This is a genomic window from Thiobaca trueperi, from assembly GCF_004342175.1.
In the GTDB taxonomy this organism is placed as follows: domain Bacteria; phylum Pseudomonadota; class Gammaproteobacteria; order Chromatiales; family Chromatiaceae; genus Thiobaca; species Thiobaca trueperi.
In genome coordinates this window covers 696,178-712,953 of record NZ_SMAO01000001.1, presented here as the reverse complement: position 1 = coordinate 712,953, position 16,776 = coordinate 696,178, and the positions used below count along the sequence as shown (strand labels likewise).

Below are 16,776 nucleotides of genomic sequence, written 5' to 3'. Positions count from 1 at the left end.
GCCGGAAACCGCTATCTGCGCGGCAGCCTGTACATGCCCGCCTTGAGTGCGTCGCGCCATGACGAACACGTTAAGGGCTATTATCGCCACCTGATTGAGGATCGGGGACTGAAGAAGATCCAAGCCGTTTGCGCCGTCATGCGCAAGCTCCTGCATGCCATCCATGGCATGCTCAAGACCGGCAAACCCTTCGACGGGCAACGCTTCTATGTCCTCCCGCAAGCGGTCTGAATCATTCATCAATTTGATGGACAGGAGGCAAAAAGGACTTGCGTCAGAACAGAGTATCTACGGCTCTTTTTCATAATGTGGTGTGGTGGTGCTAGTCATGCTGCCTCAAAGAATCTAACGCCGCGCTCTGGGGCAAGCCGAAGCGTAGCGTAGGTTTGTCCCTAGCAGCGATTTGTTGGGCATTTTCACCACTAACGAGCTCAACACGTTCCAGAATAAACTTAGAAACCTCGACTTCCGTGAAATGGTTGGCATCAATGTAACCATCTATTGAGAATACACCGTCTATTTGAGCGTCATCGAATCGAACAAACATTACTCGCTCACCCTCCTTAGCCTTGATGATATCCCTTACAGCACGCCACTCTAAACCGCACCATTCTTTCTCCGAATACTCTTTACACAAGAATACAACGACCAAATCGCAATTATTCCTATAAATATTCTGCAATATTGTATCTAAGTCAGGTCTAGCCAACTGTGACTGATAATCAAAGTCGTAGAAAATTTGGTCTTTACCTAAGCTTTCTTTTAGCGAGCTAACAACATTTGAAACATAGCCACGCTTCTCTCCCGGAAACGACAAAGCCACTTTGAAATTTAACTCATCGACTCGACTCATCGATTTATCTGCCTTTTCTATTCTTGGACTCTCTAATAAATCCTCTAAGGCTAATAGCGAAAGAGAAAAAGGATCAGGATCGATTCTCTCTAATTTATCTTTTCCTGGACTGACTTTAGAAATGTAATAGAGAAGATAGCTTAGCCAAACAGCCATCGCGTTATCATTAACAGCGGCAGTAGGTTTAGAAATCCCATCTATTTCGGAATTCTGTATTTCAGAAACCACGCGACTCTTTAAAGCAGAAGATTCCTTTTCGTTAAACAAACTACCAGCGCGTTTTGCCATGCGACAAAAGAGAGCACAACTATCACCTTCAATCACAGCAAATGCTGATAACTTAGCTCCTCTTAAACCCCACTGAAGATCACTACTTTTTAGATTCTCAACAAATTTCTCAGCACTGCCTTGAGGATCAATTTTTCCATAATACTGCCACAGCATTATTGTATGGTTTGGAGACTTGAACTTCCTGTTATCGATAGGTCCCTCATCTGTCACATAGAATAGACTGAACGTCAAATCGTGAAATTTTTCTGCTTCGCGCTCAAAAGAACCTATCAGTCGCTTTATCTCGGCTTTCTTCTTTCTAAGTGACATTTATCACCTTAACTTGATGATTGCCTAACAGTGAATTAGACAGAATCCGTAATTATGGTGCTAGACAGATTCTGCGTTCGCCGTACTAGACAGAATATGCGCCATCTCCGCACAAGTTCCCATCAGAAGCCAGGCATCACTCTCTTGCCTGACTTTGCCTATAGTCTCGCCCGATACCGCACGCCGTCAACCGATTGAAATCAGCCCAACACGCAACGCCCGGTCATCATCATTCAAACCATCCCGCCCAAGAGGAACCACCACATGTCCGACGGCCGCCCCGATCCCGATGCCCTTCTGGAGCGAATCAAAGAAGATGAGCAGCGCGCGGCGCGCGGTCGGCTCAAGGTCTTCTTCGGCGCCTCGGCGGGGGTTGGGAAGACCTACGCCATGCTGTCCGCCGCGCGGGCGCAGGCGGAGCAGGGGGTCGATCTCGTCGTCGGTGTCATCGAGACCCATGGCCGTCGGGAGACCGAGGCGCTGCTGACGGGGCTGGAACGGCTGCCGCTCAAGGAGCTGGAGTACCGGGGGCGGGTGCTGCGGGAGTTCGATCTCGATGGCGCCCTGGCGCGCCGTCCGGCGCTGATCCTGATCGACGAGCTGGCGCACTCCAATCTGACCGGGTCGCGTCATCCCAAGCCGCGCGCGGGTGGGTAACCGCCAGTGGGCATGTCTCAGGCTGGCTGGTTTCGTTCATTTTTGCGGCGCTGTTAGGTCGCATTGTACGGACCAAGAAACCGCACCCCATTGAAGTGGATCAGGTGAGAGGGTGCGTCGGCCACCCAGACCTCGGTTTCCCATGCGATTTCGCCAAGGTAGCGGCCCATCATGGCGCGGTTCGGGAAGGCAGTGACATAGACCAGTCCGGCCTTCGATCCGGCAAACAGCGTGGCAAGTTCGGCGTGCCGTTTCCCATCGACCGGCCCATGACTGGTGACGGATTCCACCAGTAGCAGCCAGTTCTTCTCGGTATAGTGCAGCACCACATCAGGCATCTTGCCGTGTGAATCCACATCGACACCCAGCCCGGCCAGCAGGGCAGCGTCGAAGTAGCCCCACTTGTCGCCTGTGTCGCCGGCATAGACCAGCACGCTACCCGGCGCGAAGCGCGGGGCGAAGTCCTCGATAATGGCCCGGATCAGTTCGCTGTGCTCGCCGGGGCTGAGGGTGATTTGCCGGCCTGGTGCAATGTCAACCGGGATGCGGTTCTGCTGACGCTCCCTGGCGTACCGGGCAACCAGCGTTTCACGCTCGGCCAGATAGGCGGCGAGGCTGTCATGCCATGCCGGGGTGCCGAAGATGCGCAGCAGGGCCAGTGCAGCGGGCTCGATCTGATAAACCGCCTTCGGGCTATTCACCGGGCGGTCTGGTTTGTCCGGGTTGTAGAGGGCCACGCCAGCGTCGCAGAACTGGTGCATGGTCTGGCGGCGGAACGTCTCGCGGGTATTCGGCGCATAGTCCTTGCCGTAGTGCTGACGCGCCCAATCCATGATTGGCGTGATGCCGATCAGCGGGTTTTCTGCGTCAGCCCATCGCTTGCCCGGCGCGAGGTTCAACAGCGCCAGCAGGCACAGGGCGGAACGTTCGTTGTGCTGTGCGCGGGGCAGACCCAGGGAAAAGATGATCTGCTGCGCCGCCTCGATGTAATGGTTCCTGTCTTTCATGCGGTCAGGGTTCCCAGCCTGGCGTCGATCCGGTCCTGTGTGAGTGTTTCCTGCTGCATGGCCCACTCGCCAAGCTGGATCAGTGCGGAACGCGAGGGGTATTTCATCAGTTTGAGGTCGGTCGCATTGATCTGTGTATGGCCGTTGAAGCGTCGGAAAGACTCATCGACTGCGGTCGTGTTGAGGAACACGGCCAACCCACGGGCCAGCGGCTCGGGTAAACCGCTTTTGTTTTCATGGAACAGGTTCAGATGGTTCTCGAAGCCAAGCATGGGCGCGTCACCGAATGCCCCAGGTTCAACCACGCTCGCGACGACCCGGCGTTTTTCCTCCTTAGATGAGAAACGCCGCACCACGCAATAGAATCCATTCGGGTACAGCCACTTTTCGGTGTCGGCGTTGCGTTCGATGGCGTTCGGTTTCTTCATACCATCGATCGGCCATGCGGTGCCGCTGCTGCTGAAATGGCCGGGGTAGATCAGGGGCACGGTACCCGGCCCCGGCATGTCGCGCAGGTGCGCTTTCAGGCGGAAATCGACGACCGGGCCGGTCGATACCTTGATACCGAGATCGACCAGCGAGTAGCGCACAGCGGGCGATAGCTCAATGGTGCTTTTGTCTGTCGTGATGGGCACATGAATAAAGCGCTCGGGATCGTCCGGAAATACGATCCGGTCGAACGGATGTTCATGGGTTGTGAGGTCGGAAAAGCTGTCATCGGTCGAAGTCGTTACGGTCACCGGTCCCTGCTGACCGCCACGCTCCAGGCGGATGATGATGTTCTCCTGAAGAACCGCGTCATCCTTGAATGCCTGACTGCGTGATTCAAACAGATGTATGTGGCGGATTGCTGCCCGCGCAAGGATGAAATCGCGAAACGGACGGTAGTACGGCCCATTGCAGAAACTACGCGGGATGATAGCCACGATCTGCCCATTCGGCACAGCCAGGGCGACGGCCAACGCCACGAAGGCAGAATACAGGTTCACCGTCTCGACGCCGACACGCCGCAGGGCAAGACGATGTGCCGAATGGCTATTGATCTTTTTATAGGGGGGGTTAAGGATCGTGTGCGTATAATGTTTCAATGGTCTCGAAAATAGGCTTCCGGATAGCGACTCAACCGCAGCATGGATAAAGTCTTCTTCATGGATATGGCCGGAAAAATTTCCTGTTTGATCATATTTGTCAAGCGTTTCGGACAAATGGCCAATTAAATTGTGGTCAATCTCAAAGGCATCCACTTCCACTCGCTGAAAATGAAAACCGCCATGTCTCCAGCGATCCAAAAAAGCTGCCGATAAAGAACCTATCCCTGCCCCTGCGTCCAAAAGATGACAGTCTCCTGTTTTATCCGGGAAAAGGTTCGCCATAAATTTTGCGGTTTTTTCTGGCGTAAAAAATTGACCGAATTGCGACTTCTTTTTGGCATCGGTGCTTTTTGAAACTTGAAGTCTTTTTTTCTCAATAATCGATAGCAATACAGAGCCTCCTTCTTTACTCCTTAACCAGACAGAATCGGCCTCATCTCCGAGCAGGGTTCAATTGGAAGCCAGACATCACGCTTTCGTCTGACTTTGCCTATAGTCTCGCCCGATACCGCACGCCGTCAACCAATTGAAATCAGCCCAACACGCAACGCCCGGCCCTCATCATTCAAACCATCCCGCCCAAGAGGAACCACCCATGTCCGACGGCCGCCCCGATCCCGATGCGCTTCTGGAGCGAATCAAAGAAGATGAGCAGCGCGCGATGCGCGGTCGGCTCAAGGTCTTCTTCGGCGCCTCGGCGGGGGTCGGGAAGACCTACGCCATGCTGTCCGCCGCGCGGGCGCAGGCGGAGCAGGGGGTCGATCTCGTCGTCGGGGTCATCGAGACCCATGGCCGTCGGGAGACCGAGGCGCTGCTGACGGGGCTGGAACGGCTGCCGCTCAAAGAGCTGGAATACCGGGGGCGGGTGCTGCGGGAGTTCGATCTCGATGGCGCCCTGACGCGCCGTCCGGCGCTGATCCTGATCGATGAGTTGGCGCATTCCAATCTGACGGGATCACGTCATCCCAAACGCTGGCAGGACGTGGAGGAGCTGCTGTCGGCCGGGATCGATGTCTATTCGACGGTCAACGTCCAGCACCTGGAGACGCTCAACGACGTAGTGGGCGGCATCACCGGCATCCGCGTCTGGGAGACGGTGCCGGATCATGTCTTCGATGCCGCCGACGAGGTGGTGCTGGTCGATCTGGCGCCGGATGAGCTGTTGCAGCGGTTGAAGGAGGGCAAGATCTATCTGCCCCATCAGGCCGAGCGGGCGATCCAGAATTTCTTCCGCAAGGGCAACCTGATCGCGCTGCGCGAGCTGGCCCTGCGCCGCACCGCCGATCGGGTCGATCGCCAGATGCTGGACTATCGGCGCGATCAATCCGTGGCGCCGGTGTGGCAGACCCGCGAATCCGTCCTGGCCTGCATCGGTCCCGGCGAGAGCGCCGAGCGCATCATTCGCCGCGCCGCCCGCATCGCCGCGCGCGACGACGTGCCCTGGCATGCGCTCTATGTCGAGACGCCCTCATTGCAGCGTCGCTCGCGGGCGCAGCGGCAGCGCATCCTGAAACGGCTCAAGCTCGCCCAGGAGCTGGGGGCGGAGACGGCGACCCTGTCCGGCGGCGACCCGGTCGAGGTGGTTATCGGCTATGCGCGCAGCCACAATCTGTTTCGGATCCTGCTCGGACGCGATCATCCGCGTCGCTGGCGGCCCTGGTACCGTTCATTCGCTGACCGGATCGGCGGACAGGCGCCGGAGCTGGAGGTGATGCTGGTCGCCCATGACGAGGCGCGCCCGCCGTCGCCCGACCAGGAACGGACGGACGAGTCCTGGCTGGAGCGGCTGAAGGCACCCTGGCGGTCCTATGCGATGAGCCTGCTCATCTGCGCCACGGCGGCGGTTGCGACGGCCCCGCTGCACGCGATGTTCGAGCTCGCCAATATCGCCATGCTCTTTCTGCTGGCGGTCGTGGTCGTCGCGGCGCGTTATGGACTTGGACCTTCGATCATGGCGTCCTTTCTCAATGTCGCCGCCTTCGATTTTCTCCATGTATCGCCGCGCTTCTCCTTTTCGATCAGCGATATCCAGTACCTGCTCACCTTCGTCGTCATGCTGGGTGTGGGGCTGGTGACGGCGCATCTCACCACTGGCATGAAGTATCAGGCGCGGGTGGCGAGTCGCCGCGAACGCCGGGCGCGCGCACTCTACGAGCTGTCGCGCGACCTCTCCGGGGCGCTGTTGCCGGAGCAGATTGCCCACATTGGTCAGCGCTTTGCCGAGTCGGAGTTCGGTGCCCGCTCGGCCATCATCCTGGCCAATGACAGCGATCGGTTCGGCGCGCTGGTCCTGCCCTCGCCGGGCGAATTGCCGGTCGATGTCGGCATTGGCAAATGGGCCTTCGATCATGGCGGCGAGGCCGGCTGCGGCACCGATACCCTGCCGGGCAGCCCGCTCCTCTATCTCCCGCTCCAGGCGCCGATGCGCGTGCGTGGCGTGCTGGCACTGGAGCCGCGCGATCCGCGCCAGATCATGGTTCCCGAGCAACGGCGTCTGCTCGATACCTTCGCGCGCCTGATCGCGATCGCGCTGGAGCGGGTTCACTACGTGGAGGTTGCCCAGACCACGACCCTGCAGATGGAATCCGAGCGTCTGCGCAATGCCTTCCTCGCGGCGATCTCGCACGACCTGCGCACCCCGCTCACCGCGCTGGTGGGTCTGGCCGATTCGCTCGCGATGACCCGCCCGCCGCCGACCGCCGAGCAGGCCGAACTGGCCGCCGCGATGCGCGAAGAGGCGCTGCGGATGAGCGCGCTGGTCAACAATCTGCTCGACATGGCGCGTCTGCAATCCGGCATGGTCCGGCTCGACCGCCAATGGCAGCCGCTGGAGGAAATCGTCGGCGGTGCGCTGCGGGCGATGCAGACGGCGCTCGCCCGGCATCGGGTAAGCGTTGCGCTGCCCGAGGATCTGCCGCTGCTCGAACTCGACGCGGTTTTGATGGAACGGGTGCTCTCGAATCTTTTGGAAAACGCGGCCAAATACACCCCGCCGGGCAGCCAGATCCGCATCGGCGCCGCGCCGGTCGCACCGGACCGGATCGAGCTGTGGGTCGAGGACAACGGCCCGGGCGTGCCGACCGGAAAAGAGGAGGCGATCTTTCAGACCTTCGAGCGTGGCAGGAAGGAGGGCGCGACGCCGGGCATCGGCCTGGGACTCGCGCTCTGCCGCATCATCGTCGAGGCGCATGGCGGGAGCATTCGCGCCGAATCGGGCCGCGCCGAATTGGATCAGCGCGGCGCGCGCTTCATCGTCTCGCTGCCGCGCGGCAATCCTCCCGTTATCGAGATCGCTAATGAGGAAGCGCCCCGCACGCTGGAGTTGCCGGCATGAACGAGCCGGGCGCCGTGGTACTCGTCGTCGAGGACGAGCCGAAGATCCGCCGCTTCATCCGTCTGTCGCTGGAGCGGGAGGGCTGTCAGGTCGTCGAGGCCGATTCGGTGCGGCAGGGACTGAGCGAGGCGGGCACACGCCATCCGGCGCTGGTGCTGCTTGATCTCGGCCTGCCCGACGGCGATGGCCTGGATTTCATCCGCGCGCTGCGCGGCTGGTCGGAGATCCCCATCATCGTGCTCTCGGCACGCACGACCGAGCGCGACAAGGTCGCCGCACTCGATGCCGGCGCCGACGATTATCTGACCAAGCCCTTCGGGGTCGCGGAACTGCTCGCCCGTGTGCGCGCCCAGCGGCGACGCCAGGCGGTGGGGGCCGCGCCGGGTGCGGTCATCGACTTTGGTGCCATCCGTGTCGATTGCGGACGGCGGATCGTCGAACGGGCCGGCCAGCCGCTGCACCTGACGCCGATCGAATACAGTCTGCTGATCTATCTCGCGACCCATCCGCATGCGGTGCTGACGCATCGCCAACTGCTCAGGCAGGTCTGGGGACCATCCCATGCCGACCACAGCCATTATGTCCGCGTCTACATGGCCTCGTTGCGCAAGAAGATCGAGGAGGATCCGTCGCGGCCGCAACATCTGATTACGGAAACGGGCATCGGCTATCGCTTCATTCCCTGACACAGAGACCGGACCAAAGGCACTCACGGCCCGCTCGGTTCAGACTTCCCGCACGCACCTCGGGCGTGAGGCCGGCTTGCCGTGCGGTCTTGCAGAGACCCCCGGTCGAGAGCGGCGGTCCATCGCAAGTTGACAGCGGCCCCGACTCTGGCGACAGTCGTTCCATTGTCTCGCCACCGATTTCTGCACACACATGGAACAACTGTCCGAATTCGCTGATCGTTTCGCCGCAGAGGCTCCCGCCTGCGATTACTGGACCCTGCGTCTGGTCGAAGAGGATTCCGATCATCTGGAAGTCCGTCAGGGCGTGATGGAGCCGAGTCTGCTCGGTTCTTCGCTCGGGGCCATGATCACCGTCGTCAAGGGTGGCGGGATCGGCTATGGGGCCACCAGCGACCTGAGTGCCGCCGGACTGCGCGCCGCCGGTGCACGCGCGGCGGACTGGGCGCGGATCCAGGCCCGGCTCGGTCTCTTCGATGCCGAATTCTATCCGCGCACCAGCACCCGCGCCGACTATCACTCGCCGATTGGTCAATCCTGGAAATCACTGTCAGTGGCCGACAAGCTGGCCCTGCTTCAGGACGCCAACCGCGCGCTTGCCGTCGATGACCGCATCCTCGACTGGTCCGCCTGGCTGACGCGCCGCCGGGTGAGCCAGTTGCTGATCACCAGCGATGGTGGGCGGGTGTCGCAGGTCTTCGAGTCGGTCCATCCGGGACTGGTCGCGGTCGCCAATGCCGGCAGCCAGACCCAGCGCCGGCACGGTGGCGGTTCGGACTGGGCGCAGCAGGGCGGGCTGGAGCGACTCGCCGCCGCCCGTCTGCTTGAGGATGCGCTGCGCGTGGCGGAAGAGGCCATTGCACTGCTCGACGCGCCCGAGTGTCCCGACGACACCCGCGACCTTATTCTCATGCCGAGCCAGATGGTGCTCCAGATCCATGAGAGCATCGGCCATCCGCTGGAGCTGGACCGCATCCTCGGCGATGAGCGTAACTATGCCGGCACCAGCTTCGTCACCCCCGGCATGTTCGGGCGTTATCGCTACGGGTCCGAACTGCTGGATGTTACCTTCGATCCCACACTGCCCGGCGAGCTGGCCTCAATGGTTGCAGACGATCTGGGCACCCCGGCCAAACGCGAGTATCTGATCCGCAGCGGCATCCTCGAACGTCCGCTGGGCGGGGTGCTGTCGCAGGTGCGCGCCGGACTGCCGGGTGTGGCCTGCACCCGCGCCAGCGGCTGGGATCGTCCGCCGATCGACCGCATGGGCAACATCAATCTGGAGCCGGGGGAGGGCAGTCTTGCCGATCTCGTTGCACGGGTCGAGCACGGTGTGCTGATGGACACCAATCGCTCCTGGTCCATCGACGACAGCCGCAACAAGTTCCAGTTCGGCTGCGAACTGGGGCGGCTGATCGAGGACGGCGAACTCAAGGGGCTGGTCCGCAATCCGGGCTATCGCGGCATCTCAGCCGAGTTCTGGCGCAGTCTCGATGGTGTCGGCGGTCCCGAGACCCTGGAGATTCGCGGTGTGACCAACTGCGGCAAGGGCGAACCGAATCAGGCGGTCCATGTGGGTCATGCCTCGCCGCCCTGTCTGTTTCGGGATGTGGCCGTTTTTGGAGGTGGCGAATGAATCAGGACGCCTTTTTTGCCCTGGCCGACCAGCTTGAGTCCGAACTGACGGGGTCTGAAGTCCTTTTCTGTTCGCTTGACGGCGAGGTCTCGGACTTCGCGCGGCTGAACCGCAACCGTATTCGTCAGGCCGGCCAGGTGCGTGCCGCCGCGCTGGGTCTGACCCTGATCGATGGGGCGCGACAGGCCGACGGCACCTGCGGCCTGAGCGGCGATCCGCAAGCGGACCTGGTGCGGGCGCGTCATCTGCTCACACGTCTGCGCACACGTCTCGATCACGTTCCGGACGATCCCTATCTCAATTATTCCACCGTGCCGGGCGAGAGCCAGCGGCAGGTTGGCGAAGAGGCGCCGCCTGCCGAGGAGGCCATCGCCGAGCTGATCGCCGCCGCTGATGGGCTGGATCTGGTCGGCATCTGGGCCAGCGGTGAGATCAGCGAAGGACTCGCCAGTTCAATCGGACATCGTCACTGGCACCGGAGCCTGAGCTTCAATCTCGACTGGAGCGCCTATCTGGAGGCCGACAAGGCGGTCAAGGCCAGCTATGCCGGTTTTCATTGGGACGCCGGGCCGCTGCATCAGAAACTCGCCGTCATGCGCGAGGGACTGCGCGTCATGGCGCGGCCGGCGCGCACCCTCGAACCGGGACGTTATCGCGCCTATCTGGCCCCGGCGGCGGTCGGCGAGTTGATGGACATGCTGGCCTGGGGCGGCTTCGATCTCAAGAGCCATCGCACCCATCAGACCCCGCTGCTGAAACTGGTGCGCGGTGAGCGGGCCTTCGATGCGCGGGTGAACATCCGCGAAGAGCACGCGCGCGGTCTGACCGCCGGCTTCACCGCCGAGGGCTTCATCAAGCCGGCTGGCGTGAACCTGATCGAAGGGGGCCGCTTCGGTGATTGTCTGGTGGATGCGCGCAGCGGCAGGGAATACGGCGAGACCGTCAATGCCGCTGGCGAGTCGCCTGAATCGGTGGCGCTGGAGGCGGGCGATCTGCCCCTGAGCGAGGCGCTCGCCCGGCTCGACACCGGGCTCCTGATCGGCAATCTCTGGTACTGCAACTGGTCCGACCCCAACGACTGCCGCATCACCGGCATGACCCGCTTCGGCACCTACTGGGTCGAGAATGGCGAGATCGTTGCCCCGGTCAGGGTCATGCGCTTCGACGACAGTCTTTATCATCTGCTCGGCGACCGGCTGGAGGCGCTGACCGCTGAGCGCGAGCTGATCCTGTCGGCTCAAACCTATGATGGGCGCTCGACCGACAGCGCACTGCTGCCGGGTCTGCTGGTGTCGGGGATCGATCTGGCGCTTTGAGGTATTGGCGCTCAGTGTCGCGAGCGTGTCCCTGGCTCAGACAGCCAGCGACCGCGACACGCTCGCGCTGGATTAAGATTCAGACGACCTCAACCGGAATCAGTCCGATCCGGCTGCGCCACTCAGCTGGCCCGGTCTGATGAACCGATTCGCCCTGGCTATCGACGGCGACCGTGACCGGCATGTCCTCGACCTCGAATTCGCGGATGGCCTCCATCCCCAGATCCCCGAAGGCGACCAGTCTGGAGCTTTTGATCGCCTTGGCGACCAGATAGGCCGCGCCGCCGACCGCCATCAGATAGACCGCGCCGTGACGCTTGATGGCCTCAATGGCGAGCGGGCCGCGCTCGGCCTTGCCGACCATGCCGATCAGCCCGGTCTGACTCAGCATCTGCTCGGTGAATTTGTCCATCCGCGTGGCCGTGGTGGGGCCGGCGGGACCGACGATCTCGTCGCGCACCGGATCGACCGGGCCGACGTAATAGATGAAGCGGTTGGTCAGATCCACGCCCGCCGGCAGGGCTTCGCCACGATTGAGCAGGTCGGTGATGCGTTTGTGCGCGGCGTCGCGTCCGGTCAGGAGTTTACCGGACAGCAGCAGGCGCTCGCCGGGCTTCCAGGTGGCGATCTCTTCGCGCGTCATCTGGTCCAGGTTCACCCGTCGCGCGCCGGCGCCGGCTTCCCAGACGATGGCCGGCCAGTCGTCCAGATTGGGCAAGGTCAGCACAGCGGGACCGGAGCCGTCGAGGGTGAACTCCAGATGCCGGGTGGCCGCGCAGTTGGGTATCATGGCGACCGGCAGCGAGGCGGCATGCGTGGGGTAGGTCAGGATCTTGACATCCAGCACCGTGGTCAGACCGCCCAGACCCTGAGCGCCGATGCCGAGCGCGTTGACCTTCTCGAAGAGTTCCAGACGCAGTTCTTCGATGGGGTCGGACGGGCCGCGCGCCTTGAGTTCGTGGATGTCGATGTGTCCCAGCAGGGACTCCTTGGCCAGCAGCATCGCCTTCTCCGATGAGCCGCCGATGCCGATGCCGAGCATGCCGGGCGGACACCAGCCCGCGCCCATCTGCGGCACCGTTTTCAGCACCCAATCGACCAGGCTGTCGCTCGGATTGAGGATGGCGAATTTGGTCTTGTTCTCCGATCCGCCTCCTTTGGCGGCGAGCCGGACCTCGACCTCGTGACCGGGCACCAGTTCCATGTGGACGACCGCCGGGGTGTTGTCGCCGGTGTTCTTGCGCGCACCGATGGGTGGCGACACCATGGAGGCGCGCAGCACATTGTCCGGATTGCCGTAGGCGCGGCGCACCCCTTCATCGACCATTGCCTGGATGCTGCGGGTCGTCTCCCAGCGCACGTCCATGCCGATCTTCAGAAAGACGACCACCATGCCGGTGTCCTGACAGATGGGGCGATGGCCCTCGGCGCACATCCGCGAATTGACCAGAATCTGCGCCATGGCATCCCGCGCGGCAGGGGATTCTTCGGCCTCATAGGCCGCCGCGAGCGCCTGGATATAGTCGCGCGGGTGATAATAGGAGATGAACTGGAGCGCATCGGCGATGCTTTGGATGAAATCGCTTTCGTGGATGGTGGTCATGGCCTGAGTTGGAGTCGGATTGGGATGGACCGTGGCGCGAGTATAACGAGGTTGCCGGGCGAAATTCGACGCCTGCTCCGCCGCACGCAAAAAATGCTTGCATCCTGCCGTCTCGCTTCTGTAAGATTCGCGGCTCAACGACAGGCGCGTAGCTCAGTTGGTTAGAGCACCACCTTGACATGGTGGGGGTCGTTGGTTCGAGTCCAATCGCGCCTACCAAATGCCAGGCTGTCAGCCTTCAGCGATCAGCTTTCAGCAACAATTCATGGCTGAGAGTCAATCGCTGAGGGCTGGCAGTTTTTTATTGTCCGCTCGTCCGGTCGCGTGCAACGACTCATGTGATCTCTCGTATCGATCACCACTGAAACCAGGATCCGACATGCCTCTGATTACCCTTCCCGACGGCTCGCAGCGTCAGTTCGACCAGTCTGTATCAGTCCATGCTGTCGCCGCCGCCATCGGTGCGGGGCTGGCGAAGGCCGCGCTCGCCGGGCGGGTCGATGGCGAGCTGGTCGATACCTCTTATTTGATCGAGCGGGATGCCACCCTGGCTATCGTCACCAGCCGGGACGAGGAAACGGCGCTCGAATTGCTGCGCCACGATGCGGCGCATGTCATGGCGCAGGCGGTGCAGGAACTCTATCCGGGCACGCAGGTGACCATCGGTCCCGCCATCGAAAACGGCTTCTATTACGACTTCGCCCGCGCCGAACCCTTCACGCCCGAGGATCTGGCGCAGATCGAGGCGCGCATGCACGAAATCGTGAGTCGCGACCTGCCCATCGTGCGCGAGGTCTGGGATCGCGAGGAGGCTAGGCGGGTCTTCGGCGAGCTGGGCGAGCAGTACAAGGTCGAGATCATCGAGGACATCATCCCCGAAGGCGAGGCGGTGTCCATCTACCGTCAGGGCGACTGGTTCGATGTCTGTCGCGGTCCACACCTGCCGAGCACCGGCAAGCTGGGCAAGGGCTTCAAGCTGACCAAGGTCGCGGGTGCCTACTGGCGCGGCGATTCGAATAACGCCCAACTCCAGCGTATCTATGGCACGGCCTGGCGCGATCAGAAAGAGCTGAACGCCTATCTGACCCGTCTGGAAGAGGCGGAAAAGCGCGACCATCGCAAGCTCGGCAAACAGCTTGATCTCTTCCATTTCCAGGATGAAGCGCCCGGCATGGCCTTCTGGCACGCCAAGGGTCGCATCATCTATCGTCTGGCCGAAGCCTACATGCGCGAAAAGCTGGACGAATACGGCTATCAGGAGGTCGATACGCCCCAGGTGCTCGACCGCTCGCTGTGGGAACGCTCAGGCCACTGGGATAAATTCGCTGGCGGCATGTTCACGACCCATCTGGATGACCGTGATTTTGCGATCAAGCCGATGAATTGCCCCGGCCATATCCAGCTTTATAACCAGGGGCTCAAGAGCTATCGCGATCTGCCCCTGAAGATCGCCGAGTTTGGCGTGGTCCATCGCAATGAGCCATCCGGTACCCTGCATGGTCTGATGCGCGCACGCCGTTTCACCCAGGACGACGCCCATGTCTTCTGCACCGAGGAGCAGCTTCAGGCCGAGGTCGCCACGCTCATCGACATGGTGTTCGAGACCTATCGCGATTTCGGCTTCGAACAGATCGATCTGGCTCTGTCGCTGCGGCCCGAGAAGCGGGTCGGCGCCGACGAACTCTGGGACAAGGCCGAGGCCGCACTGGAGCAATCCCTGACCGACAAAGGCTTGAGCTTCAAGGTTCAGCCGGGGGAGGGCGCTTTCTATGGCCCCAAGATCGAATTCACCCTGCACGACAGCATCGGTCGCGCCTGGCAGTGCGGCACCATCCAGGTGGATTTTTCCATGCCGGGCCGGCTCGGCGCGCACTATATCGCCGAAGACAACAGCAAGCAGGTTCCAGTGATGATCCACCGCGCCATTCTGGGCTCGGTGGAGCGTTTCATCGGTATCCTGATCGAGCATTATGCCGGCCTGTTCCCGGTCTGGCTGGCGCCGGTGCAGGCGGTCGTGCTCAATATCACCGACCGTCAGGCCGATTTTGTCAAAGAGGTCGCTAAGACCTTGCGCGACAAGGGCTTCCGTGCCGAAACAGACTTGAGAAACGAGAAGATCGGCTTTAAAATCCGCGAGCACACCTTACAGAGGGTGCCCTATTTACTCGTGGTCGGAGATCGGGAGGTCGAAACCCGCTCCATCGCCGTCCGAAATCGTCAGGGTCAGGATCTCGGTACACTCGAACTCGGTGCCTTCATTGAGCGCCTGAGCGAAGAGGTCGCAAACCGCATTCACTAACCTTCGGTTTGGCGAGGCGGATCGCTCCGGCGATCGTCCGGCCCTTTTCATTTGTGTTTTTGGAGGAACCTGCTATCGCTGCGCCAAAGAGAAACCGCGTCAACAAGGAGATCAATGTTCCGGAGGTCCGGCTGATCGGCGCGGATGGAAATCAGGTCGGGGTCGTCAATACGCGCGAAGCCTTGGGCATGGCCGCCGAAGCGGGCATGGATCTGGTCGAGATCGTGCCCACTGAAGATCCGCCAGTCTGCCGGTTAATGGATTTCGGACGGTTTCTTTTCGACCAGAAGAAGAAAAAGAACGAAGCCAAGAAAAAGCAGAAGCAGGTTCAGATCAAGGAAGTCAAGTTTCGCCCAGGGACGGATGAAGGAGACTATCAGGTCAAACTACGCAACCTGACCCGTTTCCTCCAGGAAGGGGACAAGGCCAAGGTCACCATGCGGTTCCGTGGGCGCGAGCATGCGCACCGGGAACTCGGCTTGGATCTACTCAAGCGCATCGAAACCGATTTGGCCCCACTCAGCATCGTGGAGCAGCAGCCACTCATGGAAGGACGTCAGATGGTCATGGTGCTGGGCCCCAAAAAGAAATAGCGATGAACAGACGCCGGTCGCGGGGCGCATCCCCTGAGCGACCAGCCGGAAGATCGCGGGCGCCATTGGCGCCCGCGATGTTCATGAACCGGCAAAAGTGTCATCCGTCGCATCAAACTCATCAGCAATAGCGGAGTAGCAGAACAGATGCCCAAGATCAAAACCAATCGCGGAGCCGCGAAGCGCTTTGAGCGCACCGCCTCCGGTTCAGTCAAATGCAAATCCTCTCACCGGCGTCATATCCTGACCAAAAAGAGCACCAAGCGTAAGCGTCAACTGCGTGCGCCGAAGCGGCTGCATGCGTCGGATGTGCGGTCAGCGCGTCGGATGATTCCTTACTGCTAAACTGCGTCCAGAGCAGGATGCCAAGTTTCGAGTGAGTTCGACGTTTGGCGCATCCACGGCCTTTAGCGGGGACGCAGTTTAAGATTTTATATTTTTTAATTTCTTAAACCGCGCCAGCTCGATGGTCGCCGATGCGGTTAAGGTCGATTCAAACCAAAACATCCTGAATGCCGCACTGGGCGCGGTTTAATTTGATCAGATTACCGGAGAGTTGAGATGCCAAGAGTGAAACGCGGTGTGACCGCGCATGCCCGTCATAAGAAGCTGCTTGAAGAAGCCAAAGGTTATTATGGCGCCCGTAGTAAGGTCTATCGGGTCGCCAAGCAGGCCGTCATCAAGGCCGGGCAATATGCCTATCGTGACCGTCGCCAGAAGAAGCGTCAGTTCCGCACCCTCTGGATCGCCCGTATCAATGCAGCGGCCCGCGAGAACGGTCTGTCCTACAGCCGCCTGATCGATGGTCTGAAAAAGGCCAACGTCGAGGTTGATCGCAAGGTGCTGGCGGACATCGCTTTCCACGATAGCGTGGCCTTTGCGGCGCTGGCGCAGCAGGCAAAGACGGCGCTCGCCTGATCCGCCGCCAGTCGTCTATCGACACGGAGGGAAAGGCGCAGGTCTTTCCCTCTTTGCTTTGATCCATTGAAAAATGGACAGGATTAACAGGATTTCGCAGGATTGAAGAAAGAGATCCAGTCCATCCCGTAAATCCTGTTAATCCTGTCTATTTAACTCCCGCCCATACCGCGCAGCCTGCGG

The 16,776-nt window shown here is 60.7% G+C and carries 13 protein-coding genes, 1 tRNA gene and 1 pseudogene; 11 read left to right on the top strand and 4 right to left on the bottom strand.

The features are described 5' to 3' along the window. Positions 1 to 231 (top strand): annotated as a pseudogene (locus EDC35_RS03240) (IS110 family transposase); the annotation flags it as partial. A 91-nt stretch (positions 232 to 322) separates the two neighbouring features. On the opposite strand, the gene EDC35_RS03235 reads toward EDC35_RS03240, so the two are convergent. Then, on the bottom strand, positions 323 to 1,453 hold the full coding sequence (locus EDC35_RS03235) for a TIR domain-containing protein (RefSeq protein WP_132975612.1): 1,131 nt from the start codon (positions 1,451 to 1,453) through the stop codon (positions 323 to 325). Positions 1,454 to 1,717: 264 nt separating this feature from the next. On the opposite strand from EDC35_RS03235, the gene EDC35_RS03230 reads away from it, so the two are divergent. Beyond that, positions 1,718 to 2,110 (top strand): hypothetical protein, encoded by a 393-nt coding sequence (locus EDC35_RS03230; protein WP_243651386.1) that lies wholly within the window; start codon positions 1,718 to 1,720, stop codon positions 2,108 to 2,110. A gap of 53 nt (positions 2,111 to 2,163) precedes the next feature. Here EDC35_RS03230 and EDC35_RS03225 read toward each other — a convergent pair whose 3' ends face one another. Together EDC35_RS03225 and EDC35_RS03220 are read right to left on the bottom strand one after the other, a co-directional pair. Continuing rightward, positions 2,164 to 3,117: a BsuBI/PstI family type II restriction endonuclease gene (locus EDC35_RS03225; protein ID WP_132975610.1), complete on the bottom strand. Its 954-nt coding sequence runs from the start codon at positions 3,115 to 3,117 to the stop codon at positions 2,164 to 2,166. Beyond that, a complete protein-coding gene (locus tag EDC35_RS03220; protein ID WP_132975608.1) occupies positions 3,114 to 4,598 on the bottom strand; it encodes an Eco57I restriction-modification methylase domain-containing protein in 1,485 nt (494 codons plus the stop codon). Before EDC35_RS03220 ends, EDC35_RS03225 begins: the two co-directional genes overlap by 4 nt. 205 nt (positions 4,599 to 4,803) lie before the next feature. Between EDC35_RS03220 and kdpD the strand changes: the two genes are divergently transcribed. The 4 genes from kdpD to EDC35_RS03200 all read left to right on the top strand — a co-directional run bounded on the left by kdpD (position 4,804) and on the right by EDC35_RS03200 (position 11,180). After that, positions 4,804 to 7,542 carry a two-component system sensor histidine kinase KdpD gene (gene kdpD / locus EDC35_RS03215; RefSeq protein WP_132975606.1) on the top strand — a complete coding sequence of 913 codons (2,739 nt, stop codon included), beginning with the start codon at positions 4,804 to 4,806 and terminating at the stop codon, positions 7,540 to 7,542. Beyond that, positions 7,539 to 8,228: a response regulator gene (locus EDC35_RS03210; RefSeq protein WP_132975604.1), complete on the top strand. Its 690-nt coding sequence runs from the start codon at positions 7,539 to 7,541 to the stop codon at positions 8,226 to 8,228. The genes kdpD and EDC35_RS03210 overlap by 4 nt, the downstream gene beginning before the upstream one ends. Positions 8,229 to 8,421: 193 nt before the next feature. Then, on the top strand, positions 8,422 to 9,864 hold the full coding sequence (locus EDC35_RS03205) for a TldD/PmbA family protein (RefSeq protein WP_132975602.1): 1,443 nt from the start codon (positions 8,422 to 8,424) through the stop codon (positions 9,862 to 9,864). Then, positions 9,861 to 11,180 carry a TldD/PmbA family protein gene (locus tag EDC35_RS03200; RefSeq protein ID WP_132975600.1) on the top strand — a complete coding sequence of 440 codons (1,320 nt, stop codon included), beginning with the start codon at positions 9,861 to 9,863 and terminating at the stop codon, positions 11,178 to 11,180. Before EDC35_RS03205 ends, EDC35_RS03200 begins: the two co-directional genes overlap by 4 nt. Before the next feature lie 79 nt (positions 11,181 to 11,259). Here EDC35_RS03200 and EDC35_RS03195 read toward each other — a convergent pair whose 3' ends face one another. Beyond that, on the bottom strand, positions 11,260 to 12,783 hold the full coding sequence (locus tag EDC35_RS03195; protein WP_132975598.1) for a fumarate hydratase: 1,524 nt from the start codon (positions 12,781 to 12,783) through the stop codon (positions 11,260 to 11,262). 142 nt (positions 12,784 to 12,925) lie between these two features. Between EDC35_RS03195 and EDC35_RS03190 the strand changes: the two genes are divergently transcribed. From EDC35_RS03190 to rplT, 5 genes are all read left to right on the top strand, one after another. After that, a tRNA-Val gene (locus EDC35_RS03190) sits at positions 12,926 to 13,002 on the top strand. A 160-nt stretch (positions 13,003 to 13,162) separates the two neighbouring features. Beyond that, positions 13,163 to 15,082, top strand: coding sequence for a threonine--tRNA ligase (gene thrS, locus EDC35_RS03185; RefSeq protein WP_132975596.1), 1,920 nt, complete (start codon positions 13,163 to 13,165; stop codon positions 15,080 to 15,082). Positions 15,083 to 15,141: 59 nt separating this feature from the next. Next, positions 15,142 to 15,675, top strand: a complete 534-nt coding sequence (infC, locus tag EDC35_RS03180) for a translation initiation factor IF-3 (RefSeq protein WP_132975719.1) — start codon at positions 15,142 to 15,144, stop codon at positions 15,673 to 15,675. 147 nt (positions 15,676 to 15,822) lie between these two features. After that, positions 15,823 to 16,020, top strand: coding sequence for a 50S ribosomal protein L35 (gene rpmI / locus EDC35_RS03175; protein WP_132975594.1), 198 nt, complete (start codon positions 15,823 to 15,825; stop codon positions 16,018 to 16,020). A 216-nt stretch (positions 16,021 to 16,236) separates the two neighbouring features. Then, positions 16,237 to 16,593 carry a 50S ribosomal protein L20 gene (gene rplT, locus EDC35_RS03170; RefSeq protein ID WP_132975592.1) on the top strand — a complete coding sequence of 119 codons (357 nt, stop codon included), beginning with the start codon at positions 16,237 to 16,239 and terminating at the stop codon, positions 16,591 to 16,593. The last annotated feature ends 183 nt before the right edge of the window (positions 16,594 to 16,776 follow it).

What these genes read in the sequence shown, in the direction of transcription:
- thrS (WP_132975596.1), top strand. Translation starts at nt 13,163, where the DNA reads ATGCCTCTGATTACCCTTCCCGACGGCTCGCAGCGTCAGTTCGACCAG.
- EDC35_RS03195 (WP_132975598.1), bottom strand. Translation starts at nt 12,783, where the DNA reads ATGACCACCATCCACGAAAGCGATTTCATCCAAAGCATCGCCGATGCG.
- rpmI (WP_132975594.1), top strand. Translation starts at nt 15,823, where the DNA reads ATGCCCAAGATCAAAACCAATCGCGGAGCCGCGAAGCGCTTTGAGCGC.
- EDC35_RS03230 (WP_243651386.1), top strand. Translation starts at nt 1,718, where the DNA reads ATGTCCGACGGCCGCCCCGATCCCGATGCCCTTCTGGAGCGAATCAAA.
- EDC35_RS03225 (WP_132975610.1), bottom strand. Translation starts at nt 3,117, where the DNA reads ATGAAAGACAGGAACCATTACATCGAGGCGGCGCAGCAGATCATCTTT.
- EDC35_RS03205 (WP_132975602.1), top strand. Translation starts at nt 8,422, where the DNA reads ATGGAACAACTGTCCGAATTCGCTGATCGTTTCGCCGCAGAGGCTCCC.
- kdpD (WP_132975606.1), top strand. Translation starts at nt 4,804, where the DNA reads ATGTCCGACGGCCGCCCCGATCCCGATGCGCTTCTGGAGCGAATCAAA.
- rplT (WP_132975592.1), top strand. Translation starts at nt 16,237, where the DNA reads ATGCCAAGAGTGAAACGCGGTGTGACCGCGCATGCCCGTCATAAGAAG.
- EDC35_RS03235 (WP_132975612.1), bottom strand. Translation starts at nt 1,453, where the DNA reads ATGTCACTTAGAAAGAAGAAAGCCGAGATAAAGCGACTGATAGGTTCT.
- EDC35_RS03200 (WP_132975600.1), top strand. Translation starts at nt 9,861, where the DNA reads ATGAATCAGGACGCCTTTTTTGCCCTGGCCGACCAGCTTGAGTCCGAA.
- EDC35_RS03210 (WP_132975604.1), top strand. Translation starts at nt 7,539, where the DNA reads ATGAACGAGCCGGGCGCCGTGGTACTCGTCGTCGAGGACGAGCCGAAG.